Below are 21241 nucleotides of genomic sequence, written 5' to 3'. Positions count from 1 at the left end.
ATCGCGTGACTGTAGTAGCCACAGGTTTGAGCGAAAGCCTGTTTCTTGCCAACCATAAGCCCTTGATTTACGGTCTCGGCACCCCTCAAGTGATGCGGATAGTGAACATGAAGAACGCCAATCAGGATGATCTGACCCTTGGATTGCGCCTGCGCGCCCTGCGTGAACGCGCGGGTCTGTCGCAGCGGGCGTTGGCCAAAAAGTCGGATGTGCCGAACTCGACCATCTCGCTGATCGAGTCGGGCAAGATGAACCCTTCGGTCGGAGCGTTGCGGCGGATTTTGCAGGGTATTCCGATCGGCATGTCCGACTTTTTCTCGTTCGAGATCGAGGCCGAGCAGACCGTGTTCTATGCCGCAGAAGACCTGACCGAGATCGGCAAGGGCGGGCTGTCGCTGCGGCAGGTGGGATCGAACTTGCACGGGCGCGCGATGATGATCTTGCAGGAAACCTATGATCTGGGCGCGGATACCGGACGTGTAATGTATGGCCACGAGGCCGAAGAGGGCGGCGTGGTGATTTCGGGTCGGGTCGAAGTTACGGTGGGCGATCATCGCAAGGTGCTAGGGCCGGGGGACGCCTATTACTTCGACAGCCGCACCCCGCACCGGTTCCGTCAGGTTGGACCGGAAAAATGCCGGATCGTCAGCGCCTGTACCCCGCCGACTTTCTGACCGTCATCGCGGATGTATCCGCACTATGAACCATAGTGTTGCAATGAGTGACCAGTTGATCCACAGTATGATTCATACTGTGGGATTTTCCCGCATGTCTCATCGGGCGTTCCCCCGCCCAATTCGGAGATTTGAGATATGAAAAAGAAGCCTGCCACCCTACCTCGCGGCTATCGCACCTGCACGGCATCGCTGGCTGTTGCGGACGTGCCTGCGGCGCTGGCCTTTTACGAAAAAGCCTTTGACGCCAAGATTCAGGCCTTTGACGCGGATGAGGCCCCCGGCTTTGCCGCCATCAAGATCGGCAACTCGATGCTGTTCGTCACTGCGGGTTGGGGCGCACATGTTCCGACAGTTGCGGGCACCGTTACCCCGGTGGGCCACCACATGTATGTCGAAGACGCGGATGCCGCGCTGGAGGCCGCTTTGGAAAACGGCGCAACCCTGATGGCCGAGGCAATCGACACCTATTGGGGCGAACGTTGCGCCACGGTTGCCGACCCGTTTGGCCATATCTGGACACTGGCGACGCGGATCGAAAATCTGAAGTCTGAAGATATCAGCGAGCGCCGCAGGGCCCTGTTCCGCGCCATTCAGGATCAGGATGCTGAAGCTGTGGTCGAGACCACTGAGCCGGCAAACCAGACCGTGGCCGCGTGATCCGTCATATGCTGATCTACAGACGGATCGTGGGGTGCCGGAATGGGTGTGTTCATTAACAGGCTAATCATGAACGACGTTCCCTTTCCCACTTTCACGATCCGCCAGAACGACTTGGCCATCCTTGCCGCTGAGAACCGGATCGGAGACTATCCTGTCGCCGTGCGCACTGCGCGCGAGGTGGTTAGCGGCGGCTTTGCCAACCACTCGGCGCATCCCAACACCTGGACGGTCTATTTTTTGGTCGACGGTCAGTGGGCGCTGGTGGAATCCACGCGCGGTCTGCGGCGGGAATGGTCCAGTCTGGACCGGTTGGAGAAATGGCTGCGTAGTTGCGGGTTCCGGTTCTTTTGGGTGCGCAACGATATCGACTTTGTGGAATCCCCCGGCGAGGAGGAGGCCGACTAAATCACCCCCGTGCGGATCGTGGGCTTGCACCAATCCGTGCTTTCATGTTCCGATGAAGAACGCCGGACCACCTCGGCGGTCGCAATCGGCAAGAAGAAGAGACAAACAAGATGACCCCTTTTGCGATAACCGGAATTCAGATGCATGTGGGCGCGTTGCAGTCGAATGTAGATGCGATGCTGCACCGGATCGACATTATGATGGCGCGGTTTCCCTGGACCCAGATGGCGCTGTTCAGCGAGTTAGCCCCCTATGGTCCGCTCGACCGGTTTGCCCAGCCTTTTCCCAATGACGATCTGTCACGTTTTCAGGACGCTGCGCGTCGCTATGGAATTTGGCTGATCCCCGGCTCGATGTTCGAAAAGCGCGAGGACGGGCGGATTTTCAACACCTCGGTGGTGATCAACCCCGAGGGTGAGATCGTTTCGAAATACTCGAAGATGTTCCCGTTCAAACCCTACGAACAGAGCATTTCATCCGGCACGGAATTCTGCATTTTTGACGTCCCGGATGTGGGTCGGTTCGGCCTGTCGATCTGCTATGACATCTGGTTCCCCGAAACCACTCGCCACCTGACCAGCCAGGGGGTCGAGGTTCTGCTGCATCCGGTGTTGACCGGCACCACTGACCGTGAGGCCGAATTGTCGATTGCAAAGGCCACCGCGGCGCAGTTCCAGTGTTACGTGTTCGACGTGAACGGTCTGGCCGCTGGCGGGGTGGGGCGGTCGCTGGTGGTTGATCCCTCGGCCACAGTGCTGCACCAATCGGCGGGGCAAGAGGACATCTTCCCCATCGAGATCGATCTGGATCAGGTCCGCCGCCAGCGCGAGGTCGGGCTGAAAGGTCTGGGTCAGGTCCTCAAAAGCTTCCGCGACCGCGAGGCGGATTTCCCGGTTTATGACCGGGCCAGCGGAGCAGATGCCTATTTGCACACACTGGGGCCGCTGCGCATCCCGCAAAAGGGCGATGTTGCCGGTGTTGCCGCTTCCGACCCCAGAACAGCGCTGGGATATAACGAAGATACCTCGACCAAGCCCGATAATCTTTATCTCTACAAAGGGCGCTCAGGCACAGACTGATACCAGAGCAGCTTTTCGGGAATTGCAGAAAGGACATTGATCTCATGCACGGCTTATCCGACAGCGAAAAGCTCCACACCATCTCGGACTATTACAGCGCCTCGCAATTGCGGGCGGACAGGTGGAGCGCGCTGCGGGAAACAGCCGAATCTCTGGATCAAAACGCCGGTGACTCTGATCGGGACAGGGCGCGCCGTCTGCTTCAGGCACTGGCCCCTATCGAGGTTTATTTCGCGTTTCCTGGCGCGTCGGCGTTTGACTATTTGCGCAGGCTGCTGGACCACGGCAATTTCGGCGATTTCTCGACCGCCGTGCGCCGGGTCTCGCGCGCGCTGACATCGGGGGCGTATCGGCGTCGCTCGATCCCTCTGATCGCGGATGAGACCGAGGGCGACGAGTTCGAGGATGAAGCGGCTCAAAGCCACGAAGCCCGTGCGCTGGGGCGACCCTATTTCGAGGTAATGATCGTCGACAATGTCAACGAACATCAGGAACGGTTCCTGCAATCCAGCTTGCAACGGATGCGCCGCAGCGAAGACCCGTTCATTTATGAGACCGTCGTGGTGCCCAGCGTCGAGGATGCGCTGATTGGCGTTCTGTTCAACCAGAATGTGCAGGCCGTGATCGTTCGTCCGGGTCTGAGCCTGAAGTCCAAGAACGAAACCAACGTGTTGGGGCGCTATATCAGCCTTTACGGCGAAGGCGCAGATCTTGATGCGCTGTCCCCTTCGGAATACGGGCCGGAAACCTGTCGCCGGATTGGAATGCTGCGCCCTGAGCTGGATGCCTATCTGATCACCGACCGCTCGGCCGAGGATATCGCCGGGCTTGATCTGGGCCTGTGCCGACGAGTGTTCTATAATCAGGAAGATTTTCTGGAACTGCATCTGAACATCCTGCGCGGGGTGCAGCGGCGGTTCAAAACCCCGTTCTTCACCGCGCTGAAAGAATATTCCAAGCAACCCACCGGCGTTTTCCACGCCATGCCGATCAGCCGCGGCAAGTCAATCAGCCGTAGCCATTGGATTCAGGATATGGGGGCGTTCTACGGGTCGAACATCTTTATGGCCGAAACCTCGGCCACATCGGGCGGGCTGGATTCTCTGCTGGAGCCACGCGGCCCCATCAAGGAAGCGCAAGAGGCCGCCGCCCGTGCGTTCGGATCAAAACAGACCTTCTTTGCTACCAACGGTACCTCGACCTGCAACAAGATCGTGGTGCAGGCGCTGGTGCGCCCTGGCGATATCGTTCTGGTCGACCGTGACTGCCACAAATCGCACCATTACGGCATGGTGCTGGCGGGCGCGAGCGTAGTCTATATGGACAGCTACCCTCTGCACGACTACTCGATGTACGGTGCGGTGCCGATCCGCGAGATCAAGCACAAGCTGCTGGCCCTGAAAGCCGAGGGCAAGCTGGATCAGGTGCGCATGGTGCTGCTGACCAACTGCACCTTTGATGGCATCGTCTACAACGTTCAGCGGGTGATGCAGGAATGTCTGGCGATCAAGAAAGACCTTGTGTTCCTGTGGGATGAAGCCTGGTTCGGTTATGCCCGTTTCGCACCCAACACGCGCGTGCGAACGGCGATGCGCTCGGCCAATATCCTGCGTGAACAGTTCCGATCCGCAGACCATTCCGAAGCCTATGCAGCCCAACAGGTCGAGCTGGAGGGCGCGGATGATGAGACCCTGCTGAACACCCGTCTGATCGCCCCGCCGGACGCACGGGTGCGTGTCTATGCCACGCAATCCACACACAAGACGCTGACCGCGCTGCGGCAGGGCTCGATGATCCACGTAAACGACCAACAGTTCAAAGGCGCTGTGGAAGAAGCGTTTCACGAAGCCTACATGACGCACACCTCGACCTCGCCCAACTATCAGATCATCGCTTCGTTGGATGTTGGCCGCAGGCAGGTCGAGATCGAAGGTTATGAGTTCGTCCAGCGTCAGGTCGAAAGCGCCATGGCGATCCGCCGGGCGGTCACGACGCATCCGCTGCTGAAGAAATACTTCAAACTGGTCACTGCAGGCGACATGATCCCCGAGGAGTACCGTGAAAGCGGTATGACCAGCTATTTCGATCCCGATCAGGGCTGGGCGGACGTTTGGGATTGCTGGGCGAAGGATGAATTTGTTCTGGATGCCACGCGGATCACCCTGCATGTGGGCGCAACGGGCTGGGACGGAGATACGTTCAAGACCAAGATCCTGATGGACAAATACGGCATCCAGATCAACAAGACCTCGCGCAATACCGTGCTGTTCATGACCAATATCGGCACCACGCGCAGTTCGGTCGCCTATCTGATCGAGGTGCTGGTCGAGATCGCCAAAGAGCTGGACGATCTGATGGACGATGCGTCCAAGATGGAAAAGCGCGCCTTTGACAAGCGCGTCCGCAACCTGAGCGAACACGTCCCGCCACTGCCCGATTTCAGCCGCTTCCATGATGCGTTCCGCTGTGTTGATGGCACCGAGGCGGGCGATATCCGCACCGCGTTCTTCCTGTCCTATGACGAGGACAATTGTGACTACGTGGAACCCGATCAGGACATGCTGGACCGGCTGGAGGCGGGCGAGGAAATGGTCTCGGCCACGTTCGTGATCCCGTACCCGCCGGGCTTTCCCATTCTGGTGCCGGGGCAGGTGATCAGCCCGGAAATTCTCAAATTCATGCAGGAATTGGACGTGTCCGAGATCCACGGTTTCCGCGCCGATCTGGGCCTGCGCATCTTTACCGAAGACGCTTTGAAATCAGTCAAGAAAACATAAGGGACTGGGAGGACCATATGCCTAAGAAGGTGCTGAAGAACATCTCGGAAATCCGCCGGTATTTCCACACCAACAAGGACCCGATCTATTTCGTGTCGGCGACCAATTTCAACTTGTTGGGGTTGGATGAGTGGGTGATGAACTTCACCTATATCTGCTACATGGATTGCTTTGACGGGCGGCATCCGAACGTGTTCGTGCCCTCTGAGATGCCGCATGACGAATTCCAGTCGATCGAAGACATCAACAACTATCTGCTACAGCACAAAGAGGTCATCGACCTGGTCAAGCGGCGCGGTGGCAAGCCCAAGTTCGTGTTCCTGATGTTCGATGAGACGACCGAGAAACTGGTCAAGGAACTGGGCGGTCAGCTGTGGTTCCCCAAAGCCAAGCTGCGCACCAAATGCGACAACAAGATCGAAACGGTCCGCATCGGCAACAAGGCGGGTGTGCCGTCGGTGCCCAATACGCTGAGCGTGGTCAAAAGCTATGATCACCTGAAGAAAATTTGCGACAAAGCCGGGTTGGGGCATGATCTGGTGCTACAATCGGCCTTTGGCGACAGCGGCCACACCACTTTCTTCATCAAATCCGAGGCGGATTTCAACAAACACAAGGATGAGATCGTCGGCGAGGGCGAGATCAAGATCATGAAGCGGATCGATTGTCGCGGTGCGGCGATCGAGGCCTGCGCGACGTCCGAAGGCACTATTGTGGGCCCGCTGATGACCGAGCTTGTGGGCTTCAACGAACTCACCCCCTATCGCGGCGGTTGGTGCGGGAACGAGATATTCTCGACTGCCTTCCCACCCAAGGCGCGCGAACAGGCGCGGCAGCTGACCTACCAGTTTGGCGAGGAATTACGCAAATCCGGTTATCGCGGCTATTTCGAACTGGATTTCCTGATCGACAAGAAGACCGATGAGCTGTGGCTGGGTGAGTTGAACCCGCGCATCACTGGGGCCAGTTCGATGACCAACCATGCGGCTTTTGCCCATGCCGACGCGCCCCTGTTTCTGTTCCACCTGCTGGAATTTTCGAAGAAGCCCTTCGAGTTGGATGTCGAGGAACTGAACGCCCGTTGGGCCGACCCTGACATGATCGACAGCTGGTCGCAGATGGTGATCAAGCATACCGATGACAGCGTCGACCGCATCACGCAGGCCCCGCAATCGGGCATCTACAAGATGCTCGAAGATGGCCGTGTGGTGTTTGACCGCTTCGACTATCACCGCCGCGCAGTGGGAGAGAATGAGGCGTTCTTCCTGCGCATCTCGAATGTCGGCGACTACCGCTATGAAGGGGCCGATCTGGGCATTCTGGTGACGCGGGGACGGTCAATGACCAAGGGGTTCAAGCTGACGGACAAGTCGAAAAAGTGGATTCACGGCATTACGTCGGCCTACGCCGCCGAACCGCTGCCAGCCGCGCAGCCGATGGAAGATCCAGCGTTCAAAATCATGTAGAAGGCCTCATGGCGCTTGTTTTTCGCTCAATCGACGAGGAACAGCCCGGTCCCAAGCTGGCCGGGCTGTTTGCCGAATACTGGCCCGCCTACCATAAATGGTGGGTGCAAGAGGGGTATTCGGCGCGGCCCACCTATCGCGAATGCTTACGCGCGTTGCAAACGCACATGCCCGAGATCCTGCCGCTATATGAAGAGGTGGTTGAACTGGTGGGCGGCAGCGACAGTCAGGCGCGGTTTCTCAGCTTTTATTGCCCGCCCAAATATCTGTCGGGGTGTAGCCAGGCGATCTGGCGTGGCAAGACACCCATTTTGGTGCGCAACTACGACTACCACCCCAAAACCTTTGACGCTGCATTGTTGAAAACCCGCTGGGGCGGGCGCGGCGTGATCGGGATGAGCGATGGCATTCTGGGCCTGCTGGATGGCATCAACGATACCGGCCTCACGGTCTCATTGACCTTTGGCGGTCGGCGCGAGGTGGGCGACGGCTTCGGCGTGCCGCTGATCCTGCGCTATGTGTTGCAGACCTGTGAGACCACGGCACAGGCGGTAGATGCGCTCTGTCGAATTCCCTGCCACATGAGCTACAACGTCACCGTTCTGGACGCGAAATACAATCACAGCACGGTTTATCTTGCCCCTGACCGGCACCCGCAAATCTCGGACGTGCCGGTGGCTACAAACCATCAGGGGCAGGTTGAGTGGTCCAAACATGCGCGATTCACTGCAACGGTCGAGCGGGAACGGTTTCTACTGAACCGCCTGAGCCAAAACCCCGAAAGCGAAAAGCGTTTCATCGACGCGTTCCTGCGCCCGCCGCTTTATTCCACCGCCTTCAAATCCGGGTTCGGGACGCTTTATACAGCCGTCTACCGGCCTGTGAATAAACAGCTGCAACTTCTGTGGCCAGGCGCTGCATGGGACGTGTCTTTTGACCAGTTCGCGGAAGATGATCTGACCTTGTTGCTGCCCGATGCGGCTGAAGCGGTGTTTTGACGTCAGGTTTACGGGCCGTATCCTCAGGGAAGACACTGTGTGTTTCGACATTAAGTGCCAGTAATGCCCGGGCTAGATTCGCGTTCTGGCTCGATCCGTTACAATCGGATGCGCTTCCTTTTCCGGAACTGCAATTTCACCCAGGCGAATGCGATCGGGTTTAGCTGAGCAACGTAGCCAGCCCTCCACCGGCTGCCTTTCGCATTTCGGTAATGAGATTTGCGTTCGCCAACGCGGGTCAAGCTTTCTCCGGTGGTATCGCCCACACCTGAAAATATGCGGACCTTGTTGAAGCGGGCGGCATCGTGGCGGTGCGGTTTGCTTAGAAACTGTCGAAGATCCTTTTCGTCCCTTGGATCGGCATATTTAGCGAGCACATCGATGGGTATGGCCGAAGTGACCGACTTGATGGCACGCAGCGCGCCATCCTGAATCTTTTTGGCGCGTTGGAGGTTTTCAGCTTCTGCCGTACTGACGTCAGACGTCTTCCAAGCGATTTCGCCCTGCGGTTTTTCCTGTAGACCCAGAACGCTGCCATGATCGGCAGAAAAGAAGAATTCTACGATATCGCGGAAGTCTTCGACCCAAGGATACATGAACAGAGGAAGGCCATTGGACGCGGCGAAACTTTCGTACTCCAGCCCATTTCGGCGCAGAATAGAGGCAGCCTGAGCGCTCGTGCCAAAATAAAGACCCAGAACATGTGCGTCCTTGCCGATAATCTCATCAATAGACCGCTGTAAACTGCCGCGCCACCCGACGTCGAAGATGGCTGTATGTGTGCCTTCAGGGAAGACCGAGCGGTAGTAGTTGGACAGGACCTCCTTTTCATGCGCGAAAGATTGATAGAAAGCGTCAGGGTTTTCACGCAACAGGTTCAGGATGGTGCGGCGGCGCTCTTTTGTCAGTTCGTCCGTGCCGGATAGGCCGGCGTCTGTAAATAGAGATTTCAACAGCGGGCCTGCGGAAATCTTCCCGAGAAACGCGTCGAGCGTTTGCGAACCCTCAAGCGTGGCATGCAACATTCCCGCGATTGTATCAGGGTCTAACTCGGTAAAAGGAAGGGTCAACAAACGCCGGGAAGCAGCGACATATTGAGTTTCATATCCTTGCGGCCAAAGCAGATCGAAAACAGCTTTTGGAAACATTCCATCCCGTGCCAGAAACGCGAGCCGCGAAATACCTTGTTTGTCCATTTCCCGCTTTATCCAAATCAACAGCGATGTAATGAGCGGAGCAATCATCAAGGCGCCAAACGCTTCAAGATACTGGTCGTCGGACAGTTTTCGAAAGTCGACATTTTCCGAGTCGTAGTGATGTGTTTCCAAGTAGTTGGCGGTAAAAATCTGTGAGATCGGCTGCGTTCCATTCAGCAGACTAGTGTGTCGCCGGGGTTTTGGAGATCGCGTTGGCAGGTCTTTGCTGGCCAGTAGCACATGCGATATGAACCCTGCCTGCGTCGCCATTTTCCCGTCTGCATGGCGGTTGTCGCCAATGTGGAGGATCTGGTTGCGGGGTACATCAAAATGCGCTGCGACGTCGTCAAACAGGCTGCCCGTGTGCTTGGTCTTACCCTGTTCACCGGAGACGAAGACGCGCTCCCATCCGGTTATACCCTTTTGCGTCAGGAGATCTTCCAACTCGTCTTTCGGCAGGTACATGTCCGAGGTGATCACCCAACGCGACTTACTGTCCTGAATACGTGTCAGAAGTTTTCTACCCAGGCTCGTCACATGCAACAGATCGCGTTCAGTCCGAAGTTCCAGCTGTTTGATCTTGTCAGCCTGATCTTTTGTGCAATTTGTCAGTTGCGCGAAACAGGCATAGATCTGATCCAGCGTCACGTCTTCGATCCGCTGTGCGGAAGCATCCTCTCGCGCCATTGCCTCGGCGCCAGTGCGATAGTCTTTGAAATGTTGGGTAGCTAGGAGGACCTCAGGGTGGTCCGCCATGAATTCGAACAGATCAACAGGAGACTTGCAGTGGCGGAACAGAAGCGTGTCGAAAATATCGACCGATAGAAAATCAAAGGAATCGACGCGTTCGAGCAGTTGATCGCTTGGAGCCAAGTTGTTCATACCTGTTATTTAAGTTCGAGCCCTGTTGAAGGTGGCAACCAATTGAAACCGGGATCTGACCACCGCATTTTATCGCGGAAATGCGCCAGCCTTCAATGTATCGGTCCGCTCAGGTGCCGAGCCCAAGTAGTTTTTCCGCAGGCTCGTAGGTTAGTTGAACCTGCGGGAATTATCTTATTTTGGACGACAGACCACTGCATCATGCACATGCCCGAAGCCTTTAGGAATAATCTCGACGACTTCCACGAATTTTGACCAGTGGTTTTGAATGTACTGGGGTGTATGGCCAATATCGCGATAATATTCCGGGTCGGTTACGTCTGCGATGTCTGGGTTCGGGTCGGGTGCGTCTACGATGCCTTGCAACATGTAGTGTTCGACCGCGTAGGGGTTTTTCGACCACTCGGCGGTAGACACGCTATACGGGCCGTGAACAGACAGAACCATCAAGCCACGGGTTATGCGCGACAATTCTTTGAGCCAGTGATTTTGGTCAGGTTCTGCAAGATGGGTCAGCACACTATGAGAGTAGACCAGATCGAATTGATCGTCATCGTAAGGTGTTGCGCTGTATGGATCGAGCACTGTGTAGTCCCCGAACGGCATGTTCTCCTTGCAATAGGCAATATTGACAGGGTCAACGTCAGCGCCAAACAAGTTTGGTTTCAATATGTCGGGGATATGTCTGGCGATGCGTCCGCAACCGACGCCCCAATCAAGTGTAACGGTGTCCTTGGTTAGCGGCAGTCCCATAACCTCGCTGATGTTCATGACAACGGTCATGTCTTCTATGCCGCCTGAAATAAACGACTTATTCAGCGCATCCGGTTCAGATCCATCTGTGCCCACGACACAGGGATTATACTTACCCTGTATCCTGCCAATATTGTCGCGCGACGGTATGGGGGTTTCGTAGTCAGGAGCAATGTCGACATTGGGTGTCCGAGCCAGCGGCCATGTAGCAGCAACCGCGCTCCAGTTCCCTACGATCGCCTTGTGTAGATTCAATGCAAGTTCCGCAGGTTGCGCTGGATAAAGCGAACCGTCACCTGTCAGCGCCTGTTTTAGCTCGCTAACTTGTGCGATCAATTCGTCAACGCTGCGCTTGATGTGTTTGTTTCGAATCCGCGATTTCATAGGGTTTTTCATCTTACGGTGCCTTCCGTGTGCTCTACCGGCTATGCCACAACATTCTGAGTATCAAAATCGGGTAACTTCCGAAGCTGACCTGCAGAAATCCTGGGCCAGTTTCCGCAATTTACTCAGTTTCTTTTACTGCATGGGTCGATCTGTCCAGATCGTTCCACGTTTGGTCTTTCTGCGAAACTTCCTGAGCTGCCATAGGCCAATTGATGCCGATCGCCGGATCATCCCAACGCAGACCACGCTCACTTTCCGGCGCGTATGCCGCGCTGACCGGATAGATGATTTCCGTGTCATCAGTCAGGCTCATGAAGCCGTGGGCAAAGCCTTTCGGCACATACATCATCTTGCGGTTCTCAGCGGTAAGTTCAGCGCCGAACCATTGACCGAACGTCTTTGACCCATCCCGAAGATCGACGATGACATCGAAGATCGCACCTTTTACGCAGCGCATCAGCTTGACCTCGGCGTGGGGGGGAAGTTGATAATGCATACCCCGCACTGTGCCCTTCGACATGGTCAATGAATTGTTGATCTGCACGAACTTTCCGACAAGGCCATGTGCTTTGAACTCGTCCTCGCAGAACATTCGGGCAAAGAAGCCGCGGTCATCGCCGCGTTTTTCCAGCTCGATCAGGTAAGCCCCTTCAAGCGGGGTCGGGGTGAACAGCATTTACAGCGACCCCCAGCGAAGATCACGCGACAAACGTCCGCTGTCGATATGCGCACGCAGTGCGTTCAGGCGGATGAAAGACGAACTGCGGAAATCAGTGTCGCCAAAGCCGAAATGTTCCAGCCCTGCGCGCAGACGTTCGATGGATTGCTCGAGTGTCACTTGCGGGATGGACTCGGGGGCCAGCGATTTGAACAGCGCGAAGTCAACCTGGTACGAGCGTTTGTCGGGCGGCGCGTCGGTATTGATCTCGACCACGGTGCCGGGGAATTGTGCTTTGACCTTTTCGGCCAGCTCAGAGATACGCACATTGCTTTCGTCACGTCCGGCATTCACGGCCAGGAATTTACCGCCATTCGACGTTTCGCGCAGAGCTGCCCATTCAATGGCGCGAGCCATGTCCTCGACATCGATCAAGGGCCGCCACGGCGTTCCGTCGCTGAGAACGACGATCTTGTTGGTAGCCATGGCGCAGGCCACGAAGTCGTTCAGCACTAGATCCAGACGCAGCCTGTCGGACATGCCGCAGGCAGTTGCGAACCGCAAAGAGGTCAGGGTCATGTCGCCCAAATCGGCCTCTTGCAGGTCAAGCTCGGTGCCTATTTTGGACCGGGCATAGGCGGTTTGCGGGGCGGTAGCGTCGGTTTCCTTGCGCGGGCCGCCCTCGGCCGCGCCGTACATGGAACAGGAGGAGGCAAAGACGAAATTCGATACGCCACATTCGGCGGCAAGCTTGGCCAGCCGAACGCTTGCGGCGCGGTTGATGTCATGGGTGACTGTTTCGAATTCTTTGCCCATGGGGTCGTTGGAAACGGCGGCCAGATGGACCACCGCGTCGCAGCCCGCAAGATGGTCAGCGGTGATGTCGCGTGTGTCGCCATAGTGCTGTGTGTCATACACGATTTCGGGCAGGAAATCGGACCCGGTCAGCGAATGCGAGAAAAAGCCCGCGTCATACCCGACCAGATGCAGGTCCGCGTGTCGCTGTTTCAGAAAACGCCCCAGAACGGGGCCGACATAACCTGTGTTTCCGGTCACTAGGATTTTCTTAGACATGCTACGTCACCACACTTTCCATTTTGCTTCGTTGTTGGACCAAAGACGGTTCAAATGCTCCTTGTCCCGCAGGGTATCCATGGGTTGCCAGAAACCATGGTGGTACCAAGCCCGCAACTGATCGTCATTTGCAAGGTTTTCCAGAGGTTCGCGCTCCCAAACCGTGAAGTCATCGTCGATATAGTCCACGATTTTCGGAGAAACGATGAAATATCCGCCATTGATCCAGCCGCCGTCGCCAACCGGCTTTTCCTGAAACCCGAGCACCCTCTCGTCTTGAAGGTCCAGTGCGCCAAACCGCCCCGGAGGCTGAACGGCGGTGACGGTAGCCAGTTTTCCGTGTTGTTTATGGAATTCGATGGCAGCAGTGATGTTAACGTCAGCGACGCCGTCCCCATAGGTGATGCACACGGCCTCGTCATCTTTGAAATACCGCGAAGCCCGCTTGATCCGGCCACCAATCTGAGAGTTTTCGCCGGTTTCAACCAGTGTAACGGTCCAAGGCTCGGCTCGCATTTCATGGACGGTCATGCTGTTTTGTTTGATGTCAAAAGTGACGTCGGCATTGTGCAAGAAATAGTTTTGGAAATACTCTTTGATAAAGTAGCCCTTATATCCCAGGCAAATAACGAAGTCATTGATGCCATGGTGGGAATAGGTTTTCATGATATGCCACAAGATCGGTTTGCCGCCTATTTCAACCATCGGCTTTGGGCGCAATCCGGTTTCTTCTGCAAGGCGCGTACCGAACCCGCCGGCAAGAATAACAGCCTTCATTTTTCTATCTTTCAGTTCCTAGGTGTTTGGATTTATTGAACGCAAATAATTTCTTCGAGTATTTATTGTGGTTTACGCTTCCCAAATGCTGCTGCCCTTTGCAACAAGTATTCCATTCCTACTTTTGTTGCGTTGGCGCGTCCTTTTGATTGACGGCCGAGTTCAGACGATCCAGAGCGTCAGCGATTTCCTTTTGCTGCATATCTATCTTCGAAAGCTGGTCGACAGCCACCGCCTGCCGCTCGATCAGATAACTTTGTCCGGCTAACATGTGCCTCATCCGCATTCGGTTGCGTTTTCGGCTCTGGGTGAGGCGTCTCCAAGTTCTGACAAACCAGTTTTTATGCCGTTCCTGAGCATGGTGCAGCGTAGGTGTTGCCGAAAAATCTGGCTGATCGGCAATGCTTGCATCCCACATGACATGGTCTTTTTCAGGGCGCGCGGGCAAACGCTCGAGCTTTTCGATCAGGCGGCCATAGGTTTGCTGGCTATCATATTCAGCTGCAATTTCGCGCATCATGGCTGATTTTTCGCTGACAAGCTCCGGGCGATCCGTAATTTGCCGGAATATGGTTTTATACGATTCCGTATCTTTGGGTTTGCAAACGAACAACGCGTCGGGATGCCTGGTCGAAAAATCATCCCCGGACGTGTTGATCACTGGAATGCCGAAATACATGTAGTCCAGAAAGCGCATTCTGTAGCTTTGCCACGCCTCGAGCGTGTCCTGGCTGACATTGATCCCAACATCGGCGATGCTCAGATAGTCTTGGACATGTTTACCGCCCTCGTCCCAGTCTTCAAACAGGACAAGGTGTTTACCCAGCTTATCCCGGTATTTGTCCAGAATGGCACGGAATTGCGCGACGTATTCGTCGTGATCGCGGTTAAAAGGCTGCACAATTCCCATCATGTAGAGCCGCAGCCTATGAGACGGGTTTTCGACAGTAAATTCGCAGAACGCCTGGAAAAAAGTGTTGAAGTCTGTCCATTTCCAAATGCCGCCGGAATTCAGAACCATGATGTCATCGGGCTCAAGTCCCAGTTTCTGCCGCAGTTCCTGCCGATCAGGGGCCTGTCGCTTGACCTCATCCACGATCCCTTGGGGTGCGACCAGGATACGATCTTCGTAAGGAAACCGCGCCAGCAGGTGCAGCAAGGAAAACAGCACCTGCTTCATACGGATATTTTGGGTGACGTAATAGTCCACATGATAGCGGGCCGCGGTAATCACCCGCCGCAAGTAGTCGTGCGTAAACAAGCCGGGATCTTCAACCCAATGCAAAGCGGGCATAATGGCGATGATCTTGGCACTGGGAAATGTCGGCTTGATGTTGAGAGCGTCGGGGAAAACGCTCACGACAAAATCGACGTCCTTGTTGTTAATATCTGCGGTTTCGCACACATAGTTGGGGTAGGCGCTGACTACCTTCACGCGGAATTTCGGGTCCGTAGGTTCCTGCGCTGAGGCCAAAAATACAGTGTGACCGCGTCTGAGCGCTTCGTGCACAAATTGAAACAGGTTCTTGTCGTGGCTGTAGTTCAAGGCAAGCGGTTTGCCGTTTTCCAGCTTTGGAAACTGGATGTTGTCCAGCAGCGCGAGAGTTGTGAGCGTGTGTTTTTGCGACATTTACTTTGCCAGTCTCAATGCTTTGCGTTTTGATTCCCACACTCTTTCAAGACCTTTACGAAGACTGACGCGAGGGGACCACCCCGGAACGCGCGACAATTTGCGATTGGGCTCCATTATTTCATTCGGACGATACGGGCGTTCGCCCCATTGGATGGGGGGTGCTGCCTCCGTGATCTCGCCGATCAATGCTTCGAGATCGCGAAGCGAGTGATGCTCACCTGAAGACACACCATAGACTTCCAATTGGTCCAGCGGGTCGCCTGCCGCGCGCTCGGTCGCGGCGACAATCGCAGCCGCAGCATCTTCGACGTAGACGAGGTCCATTTTCTGAAACCCCGGCGACATTTTCAGAGGCTCTTGCGCGACTACCGCGTTAAAAACAAGATCGACAACTTTGTTGCGCCAATCTGATGGGCCGTAGTTGTCAAACATTCTAAGGGAAATGACATTCAGCCCGTTCTTTGCGAAAGGAACCAGAATATCTTCGGCGGCCTGCTTTGTCGCTGCGTAGTAGTTGAACGGGTCATAGATGTTTTCCGGCGACGAAGTTTGCCAGCTTGTGCCGCATACCACCATGCCCTTCGCCCCGCAGCGCGCCGCGCTTTGGGCCAGAAGCGACGGCAATAGCGTGTTGACCTCGAGCATCGCGCGTATGCCCTCTTCGTCTTCCTTGGCCCGAGAAACGGCCGCGATATGCACGATTACATCAGGCGAAAAGGCTTCGACCTGCGCGCAAATATCCTTCAGTTCTGGTTTCAGGATCAGTGTCTCAACGGTCGCGGATCCATCTGCGAGAAGGTCGTCAACAGAGGTAGATGATGCCCGTTGCAAGCTGCCTATGTGAAAAGGTTTCTCGGCCAATTGGCGTAAGACTGCTTGCCCCAGAAAACCGGTTCCACCCGTCACCAATACTCTCATCCTGAGCCTCATTCCGCATTCGTCGGGTAGGTCACTCGCACACTAAAGTGACATTTACCAGACACTAGCACATTGGATTTGAACAGGGGCAAATGCAGTGGAGCGGGACAAGCGGAAAATCGCCAGTTTCGAATGGGTTATTTAAGGGGTCATTGCTTGTGTTTATGTCGATTGACTTCTAGCGTGCGGGCTGACTTAACCGCACACAACAGCTATTTTGGGCCGTGAGCTTTTTTGGCCTCCGACGCCTCACTAAGGATCGCATTTGATGGAAGTATTTTCGACAAGCCCAGATTATATGACCTTCGAGGTCAGGGATAGAACAGCGCGTTTCGTCCGGGTTTCTCAAAATCAGGATATGCACTTCCATGTCGCATTTTTCCGCCTAGACCAGGTTCTTGACCTGTCAGGCGGAAAACAGTGGGTTGAAGTGTCGTTCTCATGGTTTGGGCGCCATGATCAAAGCGGCGACATGCCGCCTGTTTTCGAAGCTTATTTGGAGCACGGCGCCCCTGAAAATCGAAATTTCAACGCGGCTTCTCACCCGCGGTTACTGGATCATGCTTGGGGCCGCGAGACCTTGGTTTTCGAGCTGGATGGGTCCGAAGTGGATCCGATCATTGGCCTTCGGTTCAGCGACCCGCGTATAACCCTGATGACGTTCAAAGCGTTAAATCTAACGGTGCAATCCAGTCCTCAGGCACCGACGCCGCAGCAGTTGCAAACGCAGTATGCTCCGTTTGTAAAAGACGGCTGGTTTCCTGATCCATTCATGCAGGCGCTGCATGATGTTGTCCGGCTATATTATACGCCGGTGCTTGAACGCGGCGGTGACGCTATCGACATCGGGGCAAACAAAGGGTTTCACACCCATGCCATGCGCAATGCCTTTCGCCGACCGGACCAGAAGCTGATTGCAGTCGAACCGCACCCGACGCTGCATCGCGCGTTGCAGCAAGGTTTTGCGGGCGACCCGCAGGTCGACATTACCAATGTGCTTATCGGGTCTCGGGCGGCCAGCGATGTCAGTTTTACCTATTCCGAAACTCATCACGAGCTTGGCTCCGCGCGCCCAAATTACATTGAAGAGTTCTTCCCTGATATCGAGGATGATTTTGAAACCATCCGTATGGATATGCTGAACGTTGATGTGCTGGTCGATCAGTTCGGCCTGACACCTGGTTTCATCAAAATCGACGTGGAAGGGTTCGAGCTTGAGGTCCTGCACGGTGCTCACAAAACGTTCGAAAACTTCCGACCCGTTGTAGCGTTTGAGTTCAATGTCACGAGTTCACCCAATAACAGCTATCTGCTAGCCGATATGTTTGACCATTTCGACTATGTGATTTTTGATTGCTTTGGCAACCGGCTGGGGGCCACGACCTGGTGCAATCCCAGTATCGCTCCGATTGACCGCGTCGCCATTCCCGCTGAACAGGCCGAGGCCGTGATGGCTGCAGTACAGGGGCCTTTGGACCAGCATTGGCGAGAGTGGCAGCAGGCGCAGAAATCACCCGGCTAACGCAGTTCGGCCTCAGTGTTGCCGCCATCGACGGTAAGGACGTGGCCGGTGGTACGCTCGGACAGTGCAAGGGTCACGAAACCGTCGGCGACGTGGTGAGCCTGAACTTCGCGGCCCAGAAGATTTCCGCCCATATAGGTGTCTTCGCTGACACCACGGGCGGAGGCGCGTTCCTTGATGAAATCGTCCGTTAACAGGCCCGAGCGGATGCGGTCGGCATTCACCCCGTTCACGCGAATGCCCGCACCGGCCAGTTCCAAAGTCAACTGGCGCATCAGGAACATGGTGGCCGCTTTCGGCGTGCCATAGGCCCCGAAATTCTTGCCGGGATTGACCGCCTGTTTTGAGATGTTGAACAGAATCTGCCCGCTGCGTCCCTGCGCCTGTATCACGCGGGCGGCGGCGGTGGCAAAATTCTTGTGGGCAAAGAAATTCAATTCGAACGCCTGCCGGAAGGCCGCATCGTCCAGATCCAGCAAAGCCCCCGACGTTGCTGTGCCTGCGTTTGAGATCAGGATGTCCAAGCCGCCAAAGGCGAGGATCGCGGCGTCCATCGCCCGCTGGGCCGCGCCGTCCGAAGTGATGTCTTCGGCATGGGCGACGTGCCACCGCCCAAGCTGGTCCAGCGCCTGATCCAAGGCCTGCGGGTCCTTGTCGATCAGCACCAGGTTGGCCCCCTTGGCGGCAAAGGCTTTGGCCGTGGCCAGCCCGATCGCGCCCGCACCGCCCGTGATCATGACGACTTTGCCCTGAAACGGCGGTGGCGTTCCCTTGCCCAGCTTGGCCTGTTCCAGCGACCAATATTCGCAGTCGAACATGTCCTTTTCGCTGATTGGATAGAACCCGCCCGCATCTTCGCCAACGGCGCGCACGCGGATATTTTGCTCGGCCAGATCGGCCGCTGCTGCTGCTGCTTTGGCGTTTCCGCCCATGCCGGCGATGCCGATCCCTTCGATCCAGGCATGTTTGGGATCAGGGGTCAGCAGGGTTTTGGGTTCCTTGGCGTGCGGAGCCTGACGGTTGAAATAGGCGCGATACTCGTCGGCAAAACCTTCGACCTTGGCTTTGATGGTCTCGCGGTTGGCTAGATCGGCGCGGCGCAGCACCAGCGGGCGGCCCTTGGTGCGGATCACGTGATCGGGTGAGGCCATCCCACGTGTGGCCAGCGCGTCGATATCGGGGCGGGCCATGAAGGTATGGGTATGATCGCCGTTGCGCAGATCAAAGATGGGCATCGCGTCGTCGCGCTCGGCATTCACCTCGGCGATGACACCGCGCAGCATAGGCAGAACCTGCAAACCCTCAGCTGGACGGCGTTCGCCGATAGGGGTGACGCCCGTCAGGTCCAGATAGGCGGCGACCTCATTGCTGTGGCTGACGATCTTGTCATAGCTTTCCTGCGCCGTGTCACCGAAGGCAAAATGCCCGTGTTGCAGCAGCAAGAGCCCGTCGACGGCAGGGTTGGCGTCGTAGACATCAGCGGCCGCTTTGGCCAGATCGAAGCCGGGCATGATATAGGGTACAATGCCCAAACGATCGCCGAAGATCTCGCGGCAGATCTCGGCTGCGTTCGGCAGGTTAGCAAGGATCAGGAAAGGTGTCGCGTGGGTGTGGTCAACATATCTATGCGGCAGGAACGCATGCAGCAGCGTTTCGACCGACGGGTTGGGCGAGGTCGAATCCAGCAAGTTCGAGCGCTGGTAGTTGACCATGTCTTCGTCGGAAAGGGTTTCAAGTTGCCGGGCCTTCAGCAAAGGATCAAGCCAGACCCCTGGCAGACCCGGTGCCTCGATCGTGTCCAGATCCCAGCCCGAGCCTTTGACATGCAGCACCTGGCGCTGGTCGCCGAACAGATCAGGACGCTCCAGTTTAACCGAGGTATTGCCGCCGCCATGCATCAACAGGTCGGGGTTCTGGCCGATCAGGCGCGAGGTATAGACACGCTCTGCCAGTTCCTGATCGGCGGGGTCATCGCCCGCCGCCGCGCGCCATTCCTGTGCTTTTGCCGCGTCGTACCAGTTTTCAATCATCGGTGTTCTTTCGGTTTGCAGTCTGTGGGCTTTCAATGGGCTTTGTCGGGGAATAGGCCGGCCAGGCCTTGGGCGCTGGCGTGGCAGATGCCACGTTCGGTGATCAGCCCCGTGACCAGACGGTTGGGGGTGACGTCAAAGGCCGGATTGCCGCCTGATGTGCCCTGTGGCGTGACCAGAACCTCGCCGATCTGACCCTGATTCAGGCCCTGAATACGGGTAATCTCGGCCTCGGGGCGATCCTCGATGGGGATTTCGGCGACCCCGTCTTGCAGCGACCAGTCTATTGTGGGCGAGGGTAGAGCGACATAGAACGGCACCCTGTTATCATGGGCCGCCAGCGCCTTGAGATAGGTGCCGATCTTGTTGCACACATCGCCGCGTGCGGTGGTGCGATCGGTGCCGGTGATGACCAGATCGACCAGCCCGCGCTGCATCAGATGCCCGCCTGCATTGTCCACCACATAGGTGTGCGGGATGCCATGTTCGCCCAGCTCCCACGCGGTCAGGGCCCCTTGGTTGCGGGGGCGGGTTTCGTCGACCCAGACATGGATCGGAACCCCTTCGTTGTAGGCGTGGTACATCGGGCTGGTGGCCGTGCCCCAATCGACCGTCGCCAGCCAGCCGGCGTTGCAATGGGTCAGAAGGTTCACTGGCTCGCCTGCGGGCTTCTTCGCGGCGATCTCTCTGATCAGGGCTAGGCCGTTTTCACCAATGCGGCGGTTGATTTCGATATCTTCCTCGAACACCTCCTGCGCCAGCGCCCAAGCAGCGTCAGCCCGGTTTTCAGGGGGCAGCGGCAGCAGAGTCGCGCGGCACCGCGCAAGCGCCCAGGCCAGATTTACCGCCGTGGGCCGCGTCGCGTTCAAAACGGTGCTGGAGTGTTCGAAATTCACGTCCGAGGGGTCCCTCGTCATCGCTTCGGCCATGCCATAGGCGGCGGTCGCCCCGATCAGAGGCGCCCCGCGCACCCACATGTCGCGGATTGCGACTTCGAAATCTTCCAATGCGGACAAGGTGACGACTTTGAATTCATGCGGCAGCCAGCGTTGATCAATGATCCGCACTGCGCCGCTTTGCGCATCGCGCCAGATCGACCGATAGTGAATGCCGCCGACTTTCATTGCCTATCCTCCTGGTTGTGTCGTGCCCCCGAGGGCCGTGTCCCCGCCGCAACAGGCCCAAAACGCGCCAGCCCTTCGAAATGAGGATTGTAAACCACGGGCGCAGCGGGTCGGTTGACGAAATGAGACATGCAAGTTGTTGGCGATTGGCCCGGCATTGTCAAACCCTTGCAAGGTGAAAAGATCGGTGGATTTCAGCAGCCTATGGTTGTATCGCCACAATTC

The 21241-nt window shown here is 56.5% G+C and carries 17 protein-coding genes; 8 read left to right on the top strand and 9 right to left on the bottom strand.

Features of this window, described 5'->3' with window-relative positions:
- Positions 1-107 precede the first annotated feature (107 nt).
- The 7 genes from ACR0C5_RS12375 to ACR0C5_RS12345 all read left to right on the top strand — a co-directional run bounded on the left by ACR0C5_RS12375 (position 108) and on the right by ACR0C5_RS12345 (position 8062).
- On the top strand, positions 108-674 hold the full coding sequence (locus tag ACR0C5_RS12375; protein ID WP_170773261.1) for a cupin domain-containing protein: 567 nt from the start codon (positions 108-110) through the stop codon (positions 672-674).
- Positions 675-812: 138 nt separating this feature from the next.
- On the top strand, positions 813-1334 hold the full coding sequence (locus ACR0C5_RS12370; RefSeq protein ID WP_170789906.1) for a VOC family protein: 522 nt from the start codon (positions 813-815) through the stop codon (positions 1332-1334).
- Positions 1335-1403: 69 nt separating this feature from the next.
- Positions 1404-1742: a hypothetical protein gene (locus ACR0C5_RS12365; protein WP_170789907.1), complete on the top strand. Its 339-nt coding sequence runs from the start codon at positions 1404-1406 to the stop codon at positions 1740-1742.
- Between the two features lie 110 nt (positions 1743-1852).
- Complete coding sequence (locus ACR0C5_RS12360) at positions 1853-2821, top strand: carbon-nitrogen hydrolase family protein (RefSeq protein ID WP_170773267.1); 969 nt, start codon at positions 1853-1855, stop codon at positions 2819-2821.
- Between the two features lie 44 nt (positions 2822-2865).
- Positions 2866-5598: an aminotransferase class I/II-fold pyridoxal phosphate-dependent enzyme gene (locus ACR0C5_RS12355; RefSeq protein ID WP_480876941.1), complete on the top strand. Its 2733-nt coding sequence runs from the start codon at positions 2866-2868 to the stop codon at positions 5596-5598.
- A gap of 17 nt (positions 5599-5615) precedes the next feature.
- Positions 5616-7064, top strand: a complete 1449-nt coding sequence (locus tag ACR0C5_RS12350) for a biotin carboxylase (RefSeq protein WP_480551210.1) — start codon at positions 5616-5618, stop codon at positions 7062-7064.
- Between the two features lie 8 nt (positions 7065-7072).
- The gene (locus ACR0C5_RS12345; protein ID WP_480876938.1) at positions 7073-8062 is read left to right on the top strand and encodes a C45 family autoproteolytic acyltransferase/hydolase; all 990 of its coding nucleotides are present in this window, start codon (positions 7073-7075) and stop codon (positions 8060-8062) included.
- A 98-nt stretch (positions 8063-8160) separates the two neighbouring features.
- Here the strand turns inward: ACR0C5_RS12345 and ACR0C5_RS12340 are convergent, their stop codons facing one another.
- The 7 genes from ACR0C5_RS12340 to ACR0C5_RS12310 all read right to left on the bottom strand — a co-directional run bounded on the left by ACR0C5_RS12340 (position 8161) and on the right by ACR0C5_RS12310 (position 16340).
- Complete coding sequence (locus tag ACR0C5_RS12340) at positions 8161-10140, bottom strand: HAD-IA family hydrolase (RefSeq protein ID WP_480876935.1); 1980 nt, start codon at positions 10138-10140, stop codon at positions 8161-8163.
- 174 nt (positions 10141-10314) lie between these two features.
- The gene (locus tag ACR0C5_RS12335) at positions 10315-11289 is read right to left on the bottom strand and encodes a class I SAM-dependent methyltransferase (RefSeq protein WP_170789911.1); all 975 of its coding nucleotides are present in this window, start codon (positions 11287-11289) and stop codon (positions 10315-10317) included.
- A 109-nt stretch (positions 11290-11398) separates the two neighbouring features.
- Positions 11399-11956 carry a dTDP-4-dehydrorhamnose 3,5-epimerase gene (gene rfbC / locus ACR0C5_RS12330; RefSeq protein ID WP_480551217.1) on the bottom strand — a complete coding sequence of 186 codons (558 nt, stop codon included), beginning with the start codon at positions 11954-11956 and terminating at the stop codon, positions 11399-11401.
- Positions 11957-13012 (bottom strand): NAD-dependent epimerase/dehydratase family protein, encoded by a 1056-nt coding sequence (locus ACR0C5_RS12325; protein ID WP_170773282.1) that lies wholly within the window; start codon positions 13010-13012, stop codon positions 11957-11959.
- Between the two features lie 6 nt (positions 13013-13018).
- A complete protein-coding gene (gene rfbF / locus ACR0C5_RS12320; protein ID WP_480876930.1) occupies positions 13019-13789 on the bottom strand; it encodes a glucose-1-phosphate cytidylyltransferase in 771 nt (256 codons plus the stop codon).
- A gap of 118 nt (positions 13790-13907) precedes the next feature.
- Positions 13908-15419, bottom strand: coding sequence for a glycosyltransferase family protein (locus ACR0C5_RS12315; RefSeq protein WP_480876927.1), 1512 nt, complete (start codon positions 15417-15419; stop codon positions 13908-13910).
- Complete coding sequence (locus ACR0C5_RS12310) at positions 15420-16340, bottom strand: NAD-dependent epimerase/dehydratase family protein (protein ID WP_480859189.1); 921 nt, start codon at positions 16338-16340, stop codon at positions 15420-15422.
- 472 nt (positions 16341-16812) lie between these two features.
- Between ACR0C5_RS12310 and ACR0C5_RS12305 the strand changes: the two genes are divergently transcribed.
- Positions 16813-17862: an FkbM family methyltransferase gene (locus tag ACR0C5_RS12305; RefSeq protein ID WP_480876924.1), complete on the top strand. Its 1050-nt coding sequence runs from the start codon at positions 16813-16815 to the stop codon at positions 17860-17862.
- On the opposite strand, the gene ACR0C5_RS12300 is transcribed toward ACR0C5_RS12305, so the two are convergent.
- Together ACR0C5_RS12300 and mtnA are read right to left on the bottom strand one after the other, a co-directional pair.
- On the bottom strand, positions 17859-19892 hold the full coding sequence (locus ACR0C5_RS12300) for a bifunctional aldolase/short-chain dehydrogenase (RefSeq protein WP_480876921.1): 2034 nt from the start codon (positions 19890-19892) through the stop codon (positions 17859-17861). The two genes, ACR0C5_RS12305 and ACR0C5_RS12300, sit on opposite strands and share 4 nt — an antisense overlap.
- Before the next feature lie 32 nt (positions 19893-19924).
- The gene (gene mtnA, locus ACR0C5_RS12295) at positions 19925-21016 is read right to left on the bottom strand and encodes an S-methyl-5-thioribose-1-phosphate isomerase (protein ID WP_480876918.1); all 1092 of its coding nucleotides are present in this window, start codon (positions 21014-21016) and stop codon (positions 19925-19927) included.
- Positions 21017-21241 lie beyond the last annotated feature (225 nt).

The sequence above is a fragment of the Ruegeria sp. N8 genome, from assembly GCF_056531325.1.
The sequence above is the reverse complement of the archived record's forward strand: the minus strand, read 5'-3'. Positions and strand labels throughout refer to the sequence as shown.